The sequence below is a fragment of the Streptomyces sp. SID13726 genome (genome assembly GCF_010548375.1).
Lineage (GTDB): Bacteria > Actinomycetota > Actinomycetes > Streptomycetales > Streptomycetaceae > Streptomyces.
Genome location: NZ_JAAGLY010000040.1, coordinates 22569 through 37627, shown reverse-complemented (window position 1 = coordinate 37627; position 15059 = coordinate 22569). Strand labels below are relative to the sequence as shown.

Annotated in this window: 8 protein-coding genes; 3 read left to right on the top strand and 5 right to left on the bottom strand. The window is 71.4% G+C overall.

Annotated elements, in window-relative coordinates:
- Positions 1-181: 181 nt before the first annotated feature.
- The gene (locus G3I78_RS45055; protein WP_164436002.1) at positions 182-2197 is read left to right on the top strand and encodes an RICIN domain-containing protein; all 2016 of its coding nucleotides are present in this window, start codon (positions 182-184) and stop codon (positions 2195-2197) included.
- A 69-nt stretch (positions 2198-2266) separates the two neighbouring features.
- Here G3I78_RS45055 and G3I78_RS45050 read toward each other — a convergent pair whose 3' ends face one another.
- From G3I78_RS45050 to G3I78_RS45040, 3 genes are all read right to left on the bottom strand, one after another.
- Entirely contained in the window at positions 2267-3523 is a 1257-nt protein-coding gene (locus tag G3I78_RS45050; protein ID WP_203616416.1) for an SLC13 family permease, read from the bottom strand.
- A gap of 89 nt (positions 3524-3612) precedes the next feature.
- Positions 3613-4299 carry a DUF4232 domain-containing protein gene (locus G3I78_RS45045; RefSeq protein ID WP_164436000.1) on the bottom strand — a complete coding sequence of 229 codons (687 nt, stop codon included), beginning with the start codon at positions 4297-4299 and terminating at the stop codon, positions 3613-3615.
- A gap of 202 nt (positions 4300-4501) precedes the next feature.
- Positions 4502-6883 carry a SpoIIE family protein phosphatase gene (locus tag G3I78_RS45040; RefSeq protein ID WP_164435998.1) on the bottom strand — a complete coding sequence of 794 codons (2382 nt, stop codon included), beginning with the start codon at positions 6881-6883 and terminating at the stop codon, positions 4502-4504.
- A 265-nt stretch (positions 6884-7148) separates the two neighbouring features.
- Here G3I78_RS45040 and G3I78_RS45035 point away from each other — a divergent pair, with 265 nt between their 5' ends.
- Together G3I78_RS45035 and G3I78_RS45030 are read left to right on the top strand one after the other, a co-directional pair.
- Positions 7149-10268, top strand: a complete 3120-nt coding sequence (locus G3I78_RS45035; RefSeq protein WP_164435996.1) for a glycoside hydrolase family 2 TIM barrel-domain containing protein — start codon at positions 7149-7151, stop codon at positions 10266-10268.
- Between the two features lie 136 nt (positions 10269-10404).
- A complete protein-coding gene (locus tag G3I78_RS45030; protein ID WP_164435994.1) occupies positions 10405-12648 on the top strand; it encodes a glycoside hydrolase family 9 protein in 2244 nt (747 codons plus the stop codon).
- Here G3I78_RS45030 and G3I78_RS45025 read toward each other — a convergent pair.
- Both G3I78_RS45025 and sigJ read right to left on the bottom strand, forming a co-directional pair.
- A complete protein-coding gene (locus G3I78_RS45025; protein WP_164435992.1) occupies positions 12593-14128 on the bottom strand; it encodes a cytochrome bc complex cytochrome b subunit in 1536 nt (511 codons plus the stop codon). The two genes, G3I78_RS45030 and G3I78_RS45025, sit on opposite strands and share 56 nt — an antisense overlap.
- Entirely contained in the window at positions 14125-15030 is a 906-nt protein-coding gene (gene sigJ, locus G3I78_RS45020) for an RNA polymerase sigma factor SigJ (RefSeq protein WP_164435990.1), read from the bottom strand. Before sigJ ends, G3I78_RS45025 begins: the two co-directional genes overlap by 4 nt.
- Positions 15031-15059 lie beyond the last annotated feature (29 nt).

Here is a 15059-nt window from a genome sequence, read left to right as displayed (position 1 = left end):
TCTTGTTAGGCGTCCCTGACCTGTGCAAAAGTGTGCCTGTCGGCGCACAGACAATACATATTTCCCCCTGTGTGTTACCCGACCCCCTCCGTACGCCCCTCACGCTTCAAAAGAGCTGTCCCAGGCGGACGTACCCATTGGTATGGACTAAATGCAGCATGCCCGCGGGAGGAATGCCGCCGTGAATGACGCAGGCCCGTCGAATTCGCCGACTCCGCTTCGCCCGTACGAGGTCACGGACGAACAACTGAGCGCCGAGCTCAAGAAGTGGAGTGGTACGACGCCCGCGCTCCAGCCCGTCGGTGAACTGCTCGACCGGCACTGGGAGGCCGCCTTCGCCTACGCGCGGCTGTGCACCGACGGCCCCCGCCCGGCCGGCATGCTCACCACCGCCGCGTTCACTCGCCTTTTCGGCGAGTCCCTGCGCCAGACCGGACCCACCGCCGCGTGGCGCCCCCATCTGCTCGTCACCGTCCGCCGAATAGCGGCGGAATGGGACTCCGACGGCCGCCGGGAAATGCTGCACCCCGCACTGAGAACCGGGGCGGACGGCGAGCGGGCCGCGGCCCGGCTGCTCCCGCCCGCCGAACGCCGTCTGCTCTCCGGCGCCTTCCAGCGGCTGCCCCAGTCGGCCCGCTGCCTGCTCTGGCACACCGAGGTCGAGGCGGAACCGCTCGGCGTCCCCGCCGCCCTGCTCGGGCTGGACGAGGAGGACGCGGCCATCGAACTCAGGCGCGCCCGCGAGCGGTTGCGCGAGGAGTGCCTCCAGGTCCACCGCGAACTCGCCCCCGAGCAGGAGTGCCAGCACTATCTGCGGCTGCTCGACGTGACCTACCGTCGCGGCGGCGTCGACCTCGATCCCGATCTGCGCGAGCACCTGGAGCGGTGCCGGCACTGCCTGCACACCGCGGACCAGTTGCACCAGTTCAACGGCCGGCTCGGCCTGGCCCTCGCCGAGGCGGTCCTGGGCTGGGGTGCCCACGCCTACGTGGAGTCGCGCATGAGCGTCGACGCCGGTCCTGGCCTCGACGAGGCCGAACAGCACGCCGTGGCCAAGCCGTTCATGGGCGAGGCCTTCGCGGGCGAGTCGTTCGTGGGCGAGCCGTTCGCCGCTCCGGCCCCGCACGGCGCACCGCCCGTCCCCACCGGACCCGCCCCCGCCGTCCCCGGACCCCGCTCCCGCGCACGCTCCGGAGGAACCAGGCGCTCGACGGGAACCAGGCGCGCGCCCCACAAGGCCGGCCGCCGCACCTCCCGCCGCAACCTCACCGCCGCCGTCCTGACCGTGAGCGGCCTGATCGTCCTGCCGCTCGTCCTGTGGTCCTCGCTCAGCTCGGCCGACAGCTCGGGCCAGACCGAGGCGGGACCCACCGAAGTGCCGGGCTCCGACTCCGCCTCCTCGACCAGCAACCCCTCCTGGGCCGGGGCCAACGAGGCGCGCCAGGGCGACCTGCGCGGCCGGCTGCACAACGTCGAGTCCGGGCTGTGCGTCGGCGTCGTCGGCGACAAGGCCGCCAAGGGCGCGGAGACCGAGCTCGCGGAGTGCTCCGCGGACGCGGGCCAGCAGTGGACGTACGAGACCGACGGCCTCCTGCGCAGCGCCGAGGACCCGGACCTGTGCCTCGACTCCCACCTCGGCTACTCGGTACGCCTCGCGCCCTGCACCGGCGCCACCAAGCCCGGCGCCAAGGACATCCGCTACGACTTCACGCTCCAGGGCACCCTCGTCCCGCGCTGGGACCAGGACCTCGCCCTGACCCCCGCCGCCACCGACGGCTCCGGCGCGCTGGTCCTGAAGAACCGCGACGACGGCCCCGCCCAGCGCTGGGTTTTCGACACCTCGAAGACCGACCTCCAGATGCAGGCGGTCAACTGGGACGCCGAGAGCAGCCCCACCCCGACCCCGAAGTCCGCGCCCGCACCCGCGAGCACACCGACCCCGAAGGCGTCCCCGACCCCGACCGCCGAGCCCACGCCCACCCCGTCGAGCACGCCCCCGAAGACGGGCGAGAACTGCTACCCCAACCCGTACTACTGCTCCTGGGGCGGCCAGAACGGCGGCGGGTACGGCGGAGGTTACGGCAGCGGCTACGGAGGCGGGTACAACGGCGGCTACGGATACGGCGGCGGGTACGGCTACGGGGGCTACGGAAGCGGCGGCTACGGCTATGGAGGCGGGTACGGCGGCGGGCGCTGAGCCCGCTCGGCCCGCGCCCGGTTCGGGAGCCGCCCTGTGCGCCCCGGTTCGGGACCTTGAGGCCCCGTCTCACGCCCCGACCAGCTGCAACGACCCCCACAGCGCCACCACGGCGGCGGCGAGCGCGGCCGGCACGGTCAGCAGACCGAGCCGGCTGAACTCGCCCAGGGCGACCTCGTGGTCGTCCCGGTGCAGGATCCGCCGCCACAGCAGCGTGGCCAGCGAACCGGCGTAGGTCAGGTTCGGGCCGATGTTCACCCCGAGCAGCACCGCCAGCACCGCGCCGGGACCGGCCGCGGCCGTCAGCGGCAGCAGGACCAGGACCGCGGGCAGGTTGTTGATCAGGTTCGCCAGTACGGCCGCCAGCGCGGCGATCCCCAGCAGCGCGACCAGTCCCGTCCCGTCCGGCAGCACATGGCGCAGGGCGTCGGCGAGCCCGTTGTCGACCACCGCGCGCACCACGACACCGAGGGCGAGCACGAACGCCAGGAAGGCCGGTGCCGCCGCCCGCACCACCGAGACCGGGGTCGCCTGCCGCCGCACCAGAGCCCGCCCCGCCAGCACGAGCGCCCCCGCACAGGCGACCCAGGCGGGATCGACGCCGAACGCGGAGGCCACCACGAACCCGGCCAGCGTGCAGCCGACGGTGACCAGAGCGAACAGCGGCAGCTCGGGCTCCTCGGCCGACTCGGGGGAGTGGTCGACGACGGACAGGTCGGCTTCGAAGAAACGCCGGAACACCACGTACTCGACGGCGATCGCCGCCACCCACGGCAGGGCCATCAGCAGCGCGAACCGGGTGAAGCTCAGCCCGCTCGCCTCGAAGGCCAGCAGATTGGTGAGGTTGGACACCGGGAGCAGCAGCGAGGCCGTGTTCGACAGATGGGCGCACGCGTAGACGTGCGGCTTGGCGCGGGCTCCCATCCGGGACGCGGTGACCAGCACCACCGGCGTCAGCAGCACCACGGTGGCATCCAGACTGAGCACCGCCGTGATCGCCGAGGCCAGCACGAACACACCGGTCAGCAGGCGCCCGGGCGAGCCCGCCGAACGCCGGGCCAGCCAGGCACCGCAGGCCTGGAAGAGCCCCTCGACGTCACAGAAGTGGGCGAGCACCAGCACTGCTGCCAGGAACCCGACGACAGGACCGAGCCGCTCCGCCTCCGCCCACGCGTGCTCGGGGGAGATCGCCCCGGTCAGCACCACGAGCCCCGCCGCCGGGACGGCGAGCACCGCCTCCGGCAGGCCGAAGGGACGCAGGACCGCCCAGACGAGTACGGCGACGAGCAGGGCGACGGACAGGGCTTCGGCGAGCGGGGTGTTCAGGACCGTTCCTTCGGGACGTGAGCAGAGCGTGCCCGGACATGAAATCAGGCGCGGGTAAGAACCCTGCGTCTACCCCCGACCGCGCCCCCTCAGGCCCCGGTGCCGGGGCTGAAGGGGATCAGCCGCACCGACGCCTCGGTGCCGGACACCGGGACCTCGCCGCCCTTCCAGGTCACCTTCAGCGGGTCCTTCTCGTCCGGCGGGGTGACGAGCAGTGCGGCGGGGGTGGCCGTGCCCGCCCCGCTGACCTCGGGGTTCGCGAAGGACAGCCCGGCCCAGGCGCTCCGGCCCGGCGCCAGCCTGACCGTCTCCGGATCGGCCGAGGACCGCTTCGGGTCGGGGCCCAGCTGCTTGCCGGACGCGTCGACGAAAGCGGTGCCCGGATAGCCGTACAGGGTGCATGTGCGGCGGGACTTGTTGGTCAGGACGACCGGGAAGTTCTCCTGCCCGGCGCCCGGGTCGTTGCGTCCCACGGAGGCGCTCAGCTCCGAGGTGCGGCAGCGGGTCCCGGAGGCCGGGGGCGGTGTCGCGGACGGGGTGAGGGAGTTGCTGACCGCGTCGGTGGGGACGCCGCTCGGCGCGCTCGTGCCGCCGTCGCCGTCCGTGGCGGTCGCGGAGGGGGTGGTGCTGCCGGTCGCGGGCGTCGCCGTACCGGACTCGGTGTTCGGCGCGCTCGCCGTGTCGTCGCCGTTTCCGCAGCCGGCCAGCAGACCGGCCAACGCGACCGAGCCCGCGAGCAGGGCTGCCCGCCGAAACACTGGGGACCTGTTCGTCATGTCTCCACACTCCCGGAGATTCCACGCACGCGCGCGTACGGGGCCTTGTGCCCCGTCATGGAGGTCCGATGCGGAGCGGCCCGGAAAAGTTCGCTCGATCCCAGCCAGGTACGGAAGCACGGAAGCCAGGACCCGTTCTGCGGCACACCCTCGGGCAGCGTGGCCGCCGGGTCCCGTCTCGACCTCCTTGACGCGCTGGGGCTCACTCCTCGTCGAGGAGCCCGATCTCCGCCCAGATCGTCTTGCCGTCGCCGGTGTGCCGGCTGCCCCAGCGCTGGGTGAGCTGGGCGACCAGGAGCAGCCCCCGGCCGCCCTCGTCCCAGGTCTTGGCGCGGCGCAGATGCGGGGCGGTGTGGTTGGTGTCGGAGACCTCGCAGATCAGCGTGGTCGCGTCATGGATGAGCCGGAGCCGTATCGGACGGGCGCCGTAGCGGATCGCGTTCGTCACCAGCTCGCTCACCACCAGCTCCGCCGTGAACGACGCCTCACTCAGGTCCCAGCGGCCCAGCTGCTGGACGACCTGCTTGCGGACCGGCGCCACCAGCGCCGGATCGGCCGGGATGTCCCAGGTCGCCACCTGCGAGGCGGGCAGTCCCAAGGTGCGGGCGAGCAGCAGCGCCACGTCGTCCGCGGCCCCGCCCGACGGCAGCAGCGCGTGCAGGACCCGGTCGCAGCTCTCGTCCAGGGAGTCGGCCGGCACGGCGAGCGCCTCGCGCAGCAGGCTGTGACCGGCGTCCACGTCCCGCTCCCGGGACTCGATGAGACCGTCCGTGAACAGGGCCAGCACGGTGCCCTCGGGCAGATCCAGCTCGGCGGACTCGAACGGCAGGCCTCCGAGCCCCAGCGGCGGCCCGGCCGGCAGCTCCACCTCGTGCGCCACCCCGCGCGGGGTCAGCATCACGGGCGCCGGATGCCCGGCCCGGGCCAGTGTGCAGCGCCGGGACACCGGGTCGTAGACCGCGTACAGACAGGTCGCCCCGACCTCACCGGGGCTGCCCTCGCCGCCGGCCTCCGCGGACAGCCGTACGACGAGGTCGTCGAGGTGGGTGAGCAGTTCGTCCGGGGCCAGGTCGATGTCGGCGAGGGTGCGGACGGCGGTGCGCAGCCGGCCCATCGTCGCCGAGGCCTGGATGCCGTGCCCCACCACGTCCCCGACGACCATCGCGACCCGCATCCCCGACAGCGGGATCACGTCGAACCAGTCGCCGCCCACCCCGGCCCGCGCGGCCGGCAGATAGCGCGAGGCGGCCTCCACGGCGGCCGTGCGCGGCAGCGAGCGGGGCAGCAGGCTGCGCTGGAGGGCGAGGGCGGTCTCGCGCTCGCGGGAGAACCTGCGGGCGTTGTCGATGCAGACCCCGGCCCGCGCGGTGATCTCCTCGGCGAGCAGCACGTCGTCCGGGGTGAAGGGGTCGGGGCGCCGGAACCGGGTGAGGACCGCGACCCCGAGGGTCTGGCCGCGGGCCTGGATCGGCACCGACATCGTGGAGTGGATGCCGTACTCCCTGACCCGCTCGCCGCGCTCCTTGTTCCAGTGCAGCCACTGGTCGAGGCGCCCGGAGGCGACCGTGGCGACGATGGTGCGGCCCGCGACCAGCGAGTCGGCCTGGGGCGAGGTGGCGGGGTAGACCTCGGTGTGCCCCGGCTTGACCACCGCCAGCGGGTTGCCGGGGTCCACCGACTGATGGGCGGCGCGGCGCAGCTCGACGGGGGCGGCGAGCGCCGCCGGGGGCTCGCCGTGCTCCAGCGGGTCCAGCAGATCGACGCTGACGAAATCGGCGAGGGCCGGGATGCAGACGTCCGCCAGCTCCTGGGCCGTCCGGGTGACGTCGAGGGTGGTGCCGATGCGCACGCTCGCCTCGTTGACCAGCTGGAGCCGCTCGCGGGCCAGGAAGTGGTCGGTGAAGTCGTGGGCGGCCAGACACACGCCCCGCACCCGGCCCGCGGGATCGGTGATCGGGGCCAGCCGGGCGAGCCACGCGTGCGCGTTCTCCTCGCCGCCGGTCCGCATGTACGTCTGCACGTCCTTGGCCCGGCCGGTGTCGAGCACCTGGAGCACGTGCTCCTCCAGCTCCTCGCTCGCCGCCTTGCCGCCGATCTCGGACAGCCTGAGGCCCTGGATGCGCTCCTCGGGCAGCCCGATCACGTCGGCCATGGCGTCGTTGACCCGGCGCAGCCGCAGCCGGTCGTCGTACACGGCGACCGCGCAGGGCGACTGGGCGAGCACGGCCGTGCCCAGCGGGTCGTCGGGGGAGCGGGGGCCGCCGCGGTCCAGCGGGGTGACCACGAGCCAGTGGTCCGGGCCGCCGTCCGAGGAGTCCTGGTGGTGGGCGAGCAGCCACACCGACACGGCAGTGCCGTCCCGGTGGCAGAGCGTGAGGACGCCGTCCCAGCGGCCTCCCATGGGCCCCTCGGGCACCTCCGCGCCCCCGCTGACCAGGAGGTTCGCCGCCGGGCGGCCCACGACCTCGGCGGGCGACCAGCCCAGCAGCCGCTGTGCCCCGGCGTTCCACGCGACCAGCGTGCCGTCCTGGCCGACGACGGCCCGTGCCGTCGCGGCGTCGTCGAACGGGTACACGAGGGTCATCGTCGCCACTCCATTGCGCACACTCACAGTGAACAAACAGGTCACTTGGGTTCCAGCCTAGTGCGTCGCGCGCGGACACGAACGGCGAACCCCCGCGCACGGCCGGCCGCCGCCCGGGCCGCGTCAAGAGGGAAATCCGGCCGATGTGGCGCAGGGGGCAGAAGCAGCTCACCGCACCCTTGACGGCCCCAAGTGGCTCACCGTCAGATTGTGTTTGTTCACGATCAGTTGTGAGTACTTCTGGGCCCTGATGAGGGAGAGCCGCGTGTCGGTCACTCGCAGATCGGTTTTGCTCGCTTCCACGGCGGCGCCCGCCGCGGGGGCGCTACTGGCCACCCCGGTGGCCGTCCCGGCGGCCCGGGCCGCCGACGCCGCCGGAGCCACCGGGAACGCCTCAGGCCGCCGTACCGTCGCTCTCCGCGACGGCTGGCGCTTCGCGCTGGTCAACCCGGGCGGCATCACCGACCCGACGGGGGCGTACGCGGATGCCGCCGCCCCAGGGTACGACGACTCGGACTGGCGCGAGATCGCGGTGCCGCACGACTGGAGCATCGAGCTCGCCCCCACCACCGAGAACGGCACCACCAGCGGCACCGGCTTCTTCCCCGGCGGGCTCGGCTGGTACCGCCTCGCCTTCACCCTGCCGCCCGCCCTCGCCGGCAAGCGGATCTCGGTGGAGTTCGACGGCGTCTACATGGACTCCGCCGTGCACTGCAACGGCACCGAGGTCGGCCGTCACCCCTACGGCTACACCGGCTTCGCCCTCGACCTCACCGACCTGGTGCACACCGACGGCACCACCGAGAACGTGCTCGCGGTCAAGGTGCAGAACCGGCTGCCCAGCAGCCGCTGGTACTCGGGCAGCGGCATCTACCGCGAGGCCCGCCTGGTCATCACCGAGCCGGTGCACGTGGAGCGCTGGGGCACCCGCGTCACGACCCCGGAGATCACCGGGGAGCGGGGCGTAGTCCGCGTGACGACCTCGGTGGTCGACGTCTCCCCGAACGGCACCGACGTCGAGGTCGTCACCCGGGTCCTCGACCCGCGCGGCCGCACCGTGGCCCGTACGTCCGCCGGCGTCGCCGTCACCGACAGGGTCACCGCGACCCAGGAACTCACGGTCCGCGCCCCGAAGCTGTGGGACATCGCGACGCCCGGCAACCGCTACACCGTCCTGACCGAACTGCGGGTCGGCGGCGCGGTCACCGACACCTACCGCACCCCCTTCGGCTTCCGCACCTTCCGCTTCGACCCCGACGAGGGCTTCCACCTCAACGGCACCCACCACAAGCTCAAGGGCGTCGACCTCCACCACGACCTGGGCGCCCTCGGCGCCGCCGTGCACACCGACGCGATCCGCCGGCAGATGACCCTCATGAAGTCGATGGGCGTCAACGCCTTCCGCACCTCCCACAACCCGCCCTCCCCGGAGATGATCAGGGTCTGCGAGGAACTGGGCATCGTGATGCTGGTGGAGGCCTTCGACTGCTGGAGGAGCCCCAAGACCCGCTACGACTACGGCCGGTTCTTCGACGAGTGGTCCGACCGGGACATCGCCGAGATGGTCCTCGCGGCCCGCAACTCGCCCGCCGTCCTCATGTGGTCCATCGGTAACGAGATCTCCGAGTTCACCTCGACGTCCGGGCTGACCATCGCGGACCGCCTCATCGCCGGGATCAAGGCGTACGACGACACCCGCCCCGTCGTCATCGGCTCGCACCGCCACCGCAGCGTGCCGGCCCCGGGCACCCCGGCCGACCTGATCCTCGCCAAGCTCGACGGCCTGGGCCTCAACTACAACACCGCCAAGTCGGTCGACGCCCTGCACGCCCGCTACCCGCACCTCTTCCTCTTCGAGTCCGAGTCCTCCTCCGAGACCTCGACACGCGGCTCCTACCAGGAACCCGAGCACCTCAACACCGGTGAGAACCACACCCCCGGCGGACGGGAGGTCTCGTCGTACGACAACAACCTCGCCTCCTGGACCATGAGCGGAGAGTACGGCCACAAGAAGGACCGGGACCGGAAGTGGTTCACCGGGCAGTTCCTCTGGTCCGGCATCGACTACATCGGGGAGCCCACGCCGTACGACGTCTTCCCGGTGAAGGCGTCCTTCTTCGGCGCGGTCGACACCGCGGGCTTCCCGAAGGACATGTACCACCTCTTCCGCAGCCAGTGGGTCGACGAACCGATGGTCCATCTGCTTCCGATGACCTGGAACCACGAGAAGGGCGACACCGTCGAGGTGTGGGCGTACGCCAACGTCCCCACCGTGGAGCTGTTCCTGAACGGCAAGTCCCTCGGCGTCCGGAGCTTCGACACCAAGAGGACCACCGACGGCCGGGCGTACCTGGAGACCACGGAGGCCACCGGCGACGACAAGACCTTCACCGACGGGCCCTACCCCGGCAGTTACACCAGCCCGAACGGCAGCGCCGGCAAGCTGCATCTGACGTGGAAGGTGCCGTACGCGCCGGGCGAGTTGAAGGCGGTGGCCCGCAGAAACGGCAAGACCGTCGCGACCGATGTGCTGCGCACGGCGGGAGAGCCCCATGCCGTACGACTCACCGCGGACCGCAAGTCCCTTGCCGCTGACGGACGTTCACTGGTCTTCGTCACGGCCGACGTGGTGGACGCCAGGGGCGTGGTGGTGCCGGACGCCGAGCACCTGATCTCCTTCGCGGTCAAGGGCGGTTCCCTCGCCGGGCTCGACAACGGCCGTGAGGAGAGCGCCGAGCGCTATCAGGCCAGTACCCGGACGGCCTTCCACGGCAAGGCCCTCGCGATCGTGCGCTCCGGCGCCGAACCGGGCGTCCTGAAGGTCACGGCGAGTGCGGACGGGCTGAGGACGGGCGTGGTGAAGGTGCGCACCACTGCGGCGCGGTCGGTGGCGGCCACCGAACCGGCGGCCTTCGCCCCGGACCATCCCACACCGCCGAACTTCCCGCATGCGGACGCCAGTTACTCCGGCCGCCCGGACACCCTGCCCGCCGCGATGCTTGACGGCGACCCGGCCACGGGCTGGTCCAACGCCTTCAGCAAGGCCGCCACCGCGCTGCTGCCCGCGTTCAGCGGGGCGCGGGCCGAGGACTGGGTCTCCGTGGACTTCGGCCGGACCAGGACCTTCGCCCGGGTGGAGGCCTCCTTCACCCTGAGCGCGGTCCACGGTCTGCCCGCCGCCGTCGGGGTCGAGGTGGGGGACGGCGAGCGGTATGTGCCGGTCGAGGGGGCCGCGGTGGAGTGGGCCACCTCCTCGGACGAGCCCACGGTGATCACCTTCGCCGCCGCCCAGGGCTCGCGCGTACGGCTGAGGCTGACCAGCGCTTCGCCGGACGGAGCCAAGGGGGCCGTACGGATCAGCAAGTTGGAGATCCCAGCCGTCTGAGAGAACGGTCCGGACGGGATTCCGTCCCGTCCGGACCGTTGACGGGGTGTCATGCCTGCAACAAGCATGGCTGCGTCCGCATCTGGGAGCGCTCCCATCGCGAGCGTCACCCGCACCTCACCGGAGGAGCCCAGACGTGAAACGACGCAGAACCACCTTGTTGTGCCTGACGGCCTTGCTGGGAACGGCACTTGTGGCCTCGCCCGCTTCCCCGGCCGCCGCCGACGAGGTCGAGCAGCTCAAGAACGGCAGCTTCGACACCACCACCGAGCCCTGGTGGACGACGAGCAACGTCACCGCGGGCCTGTCCGACGGACGGCTCTGCGCGGACATCCCGGGCGGCACCGCCAACCGCTGGGACGCCGCCGTCGGCCAGAACGACGTCACCCTGGTCAAGGGGGAGTCGTACAAGTTCTCCTTCACCGCGAACGGTTCGCCCGACGGGCATGTGCTGCGGGCGATCGTGGGGCTGCAAGTGGCGCCCTACGACACCTGGTTCGAGGTGAGCCCGCAACTCAGCGTCTCGGGGAACTCCTACTCCTACACGTTCACCTCACCTGTCGACACCGCGCAGGGCCAGGTCGGCTTCCAACTCGGCGGCAGCGCCGACCCGTTCCGCTTCTGCATGGACGACGTGTCCCTGCTGGGCGGGGTCCCGCCCGAGGTGTACGAGCCCGACACCGGACCGCGCGTGCGCGTCAACCAGGTCGCCTATCTGCCCGCCGGGCCGAAGAACGCCACCCTGGTCACCGACGCCACCGCGAAACTGCCCTGGCAGCTCAAGAGCGCCTCAGGAGCCACGGTCGCGCACGGCTGGAGCGTCCCGCGCGGCATCGACGCCTCCTCCGGGCAGAACGTCCACTCGATCGACTTCGGCGCCTACAAGAAGCGCGGTGAGGGCTTCACCCTGGTCGCCGACGGCGAGACCAGCAGGCCCTTCGACATCGGCACGAGCGCCTACGAGCGGCTCCGCACGGACGCGGCGAAGTACTACTACACCCAGCGCAGCGGCATCGCGATCCGCGACGACCTGCGCCCCGGCTACGGCCGCGCCGCCGGGCACGTGAACGTGGCCCCCAACCAGGGCGACTCCCACGTGCCCTGCCAGCCCGGCGTCTGCGACTACACCCTCGACGTCACCGGCGGCTGGTACGACGCCGGCGACCACGGCAAGTACGTCGTCAACGGCGGCATCTCCACCTGGGAGCTGCTGAGCACCTACGAACGCGAACTGCTGGCCCGCACCGGGGAGCCCGGGAAGCTCGGCGACGGCACCCTCGCCATCCCCGAGAGCGGCAACAAGGTGCCGGACATCCTCGACGAGGCCCGCTGGGAGCTGGAGTTCCTGCTCAAGATGCAGGTGCCGGACGGGCAGCCGCTCGCCGGGATGGCGCACCACAAGATCCACGACGAGCAGTGGACCGGCCTGCCGCTGCTGCCGAGCGCGGACCCGCAGAAACGCGAACTGCACCCGGCGAACACCGCCGCGACCCTGAACCTGGCGGCCACGGCGGCGCAGGCGGCCCGTCTGTTCAAGCCCTACGACAAGGCGTTCGCGGCCAAGGCCCTGGCAGCCGCACGCAAAGCCTGGGCAGCCGCTCTCGCCCACCCCGCGATCTACGCCGACCCGGACGACGGCATCGGCGGCGGCGCCTACCCGGACTCCGACGTGAGCGACGAGTTCTACTGGGCGGCGGCCGAGCTGTACCTCACCACGGGGGAGAAGCCCTTCGCGGACCACGTGCTCGCCTCGCCCGTGCACACCGCCGACATCTTCGGCCCCCTCGGCTACGACTGGGCCCGCACAGCGGCGGCGGCCCGCCTGGACCTCGCGACCGTACCGAGCAGGCTGCCCGGCCGGGACAAGGTGCGCCGGTCCGTCGTCAAGGGCGCCGACACCTACCTGGCGACCCTGAAGGCACAGCCCTACGGGATGCCGTACGCCCCGCCGGAGAACCTGTACGACTGGGGGTCCAACCACCAGATCCTGCACAACGGCATCGTCATCGCCACCGCGTACGACATCACGGGCGGCTCCAAGTACCGTGACGGCGCCCTCCAGAGCGTCGACTACCTCTTCGGCCGCAACGCGCTCAACATGTCGTACGTGACGGGCTACGGCGAGGTGAACTCCCACAACCAGCACAGCCGTTGGTACGCCCACGAGCTCGACCCGAACCTGCCGAACCCACCGAGGGGCACCCTCGCCGGCGGGCCGAACTCATCCATCCAGGACCCCTACGCGCAGAGCAAACTCCAGGGTTGCACAGGCCAGTTCTGCTACATCGACGACATCCAGTCCTGGTCGACGAACGAGCACACCATCAACTGGAACTCGGCCCTGACCCGGATGGCGTCCTTCGTGGCGGATCAAGGCTGACCTTCTCGTGCTCGTGCTCCACCGGCTCACCGGGCCGTTCGTGCGCGGTGAGCGTGTGGAGCCGGGCCCGGTCGAGCGGCTGGTGCACCTCGACGTACTCACCGTGCGGCAGCCGCTTGATCACCCCGGTCTCCCGGCCGTGCAACACCAGGTCACGGTCCCGGAGTTGTAGGCCCAGACAGATTCGCCGGGTCACGACGAAGACGACCACCGGGACGACGACCATCCCGATCCGCACCGCCCACGTGATCGTGTTGACCGACAGGTGCAGCCGGGTCGCCACGATGTCGTTGCCGCCGCCCGCCAGCAGGATCAGATACAGGCTGATCCAGGAGGCGCCGATCGCCGTGCGGACCGGGCGGTTGCGGGGGAGGTCCAGGAGGTGGTGCTCCCGCCTGTCCTTGGTGAACCGGGCCTCCAGGAACGGGTAGACGCCGATGAAGACCAGCAGGAGCGGGAAGATCACGACCGGGATCAGCACACCGAGGATCAGCGTGTGCCCCCACAGGGTGATCTCCCAGCCCGGCATGACGCGCACCAGGCCCTCCGCGAAGCCCAGGTACCAGTCCGGCTGGGCGCCCGTGGAGACCTGGTCGGCGCGGTAAGGGCCGTACGACCAGACCGGGTTGATGCTCGCCACGGCAGCGATGAGCGTGAGCGCCCCGAACACCAGGAAGAAGAAGCCGCCCGCCTTCGCCAGGTACACCGGGAAGAACGGCGTCCCGACCACATTGCGTTCGGTCTTCCCGGGGCCCGCGAACTGGGTGTGCTTGTGGTACACGACCAGGATCAGGTGGGCCACCACGAGCGCGGTCATGATGCCGGGGATCACCAGGATGTGCAGCGAGTAGAAGCGGGCCACGATGTCATGGCCGGGGAACTCGCCGCCGAACAGGAACATGGCCAGATACGTCCCGACGACCGGCACCGACAGGGTGGCGCCGTAGACGAACCTCATGCCCGTGCCCGACAGCAGGTCGTCCGGCAGTGAGTAGCCGAAGAGGCCCTCGAACAGGCCCAGGAACAACAGGGCCCAGCCGAACAGCCAGTTGACCTCGCGCGGCTTGCGGAACGAGCCCGTGAAGAAGTGCCGCATCATGTGCGTGAGCATCGCGGCGACGAAGATCAGCGCCGACCAGTGGTGCAGCTGGCGGATCAGCAGTCCGCCGCGCACGTCGAAGCTGATGTTCAGCGTCGAGGCGTACGCCTCCGACATGCGTACGCCGTTCAGGGGCGTGTAACTGCCGTGGTACGTCACCTCGTTCATCGACGGATGGAAGAACAGCGTCAGCCACACGCCGGTCAGGATCAGCACCACGAAGCTGTACAGGCAGATCTCGCCGAGCAGGAAGGACCAGTGGTCCGGGAAGACCTTGCGCAGGTACTTCGCGCCGAGGGTGCGGGTGCCGAGGCGGCCGTCGAGCCAGCCGGACAGCCGCTCGCCCCTCGCCGGTTCCGACCGGCGCTCCGAGGCCGTCACGCCTCCTCCTTCAGGACGTGCGTGAGCTTGTCGGGATTGGTGACGACGAAGAGGTTGGAGACCTGGTCGCCCTCCGGGGTGAGGTCCAGGACGATCACCGCGTACGGCGAGTCGTGCTCGAACAGCACGGCCGCGTCGTCGCCGTTGACGCGCCGGTAGCGCAGCTCCAGGTGCCCCGTCCCGCCCCGCCGCGCGTACCCGCTGAGCAGCCGGGCGGCCTTGTCGCGGCCGTGCACCGGACGCAGGGCCTGCCTGCGCGAGCCGCCGCCGTCCGTCCACACCGTGACATCCGGCGCGAGGATCTCCATCAGCTGCGCGATGTCCCCGCCGAGCGCGGCCCGTACGAACCGCTCGGTCGCCTCCCTGCGCACCCGGGGATGCGCCTCGTACAGCGGTCGCCGGGCGTGCACATGGGCCCGCGCCCGGTGCGCCAGCTGCCGTACGGCGGCGGGCTTGCGGTCGATGATCTCGGCGATCTCGGTGTGGGCGTAGCCGAACACCTCGTGCAGCACGAACACCGCGCGCTCCAGTGGGGACAGCGACTCCAGGACCACCAGCATCGCCAGCGACACCGACTCGGTCCGCAGCGCCGGGTCGCCGGCGCTCTCCTCGTCGGTGATCAGGGGCTCGGGGAGCCAGGGGCCGACGTAGGTCTCCCTGCGGCGGTTGACGACGGCCCGCCGCTGGAGGGCGTGGTTGACGGCGATCCGGACCAGATAGGCACGGGGGTTGTCGATCCCGTCGGGGCCCCGGCGCGACCACGACAGCCAGGTCTCCTGGAGCACGTCCTCGGTGTCGGCGACGCCGCCCAGGATGTTGTAGACGACGCCGAACAGCAGCTCGCGGTGCTCGACGAAGACACCGGTGGCGTCCTCGGTGTCGGGAACGGGGATCTCGGACATCTCTTGTGGCCTCCCAGTGGCGCGCTCAC

Bases quoted from the DNA above. Each gene is read 5' to 3' on its own strand.
- sigJ (WP_164435990.1), bottom strand. From the start codon at position 15,030: ATGTCCGAGATCCCCGTTCCCGACACCGAGGACGCCACCGGTGTCTTC.
- G3I78_RS45045 (WP_164436000.1), bottom strand. From the start codon at position 4,299: ATGACGAACAGGTCCCCAGTGTTTCGGCGGGCAGCCCTGCTCGCGGGC.
- G3I78_RS45040 (WP_164435998.1), bottom strand. From the start codon at position 6,883: ATGACCCTCGTGTACCCGTTCGACGACGCCGCGACGGCACGGGCCGTC.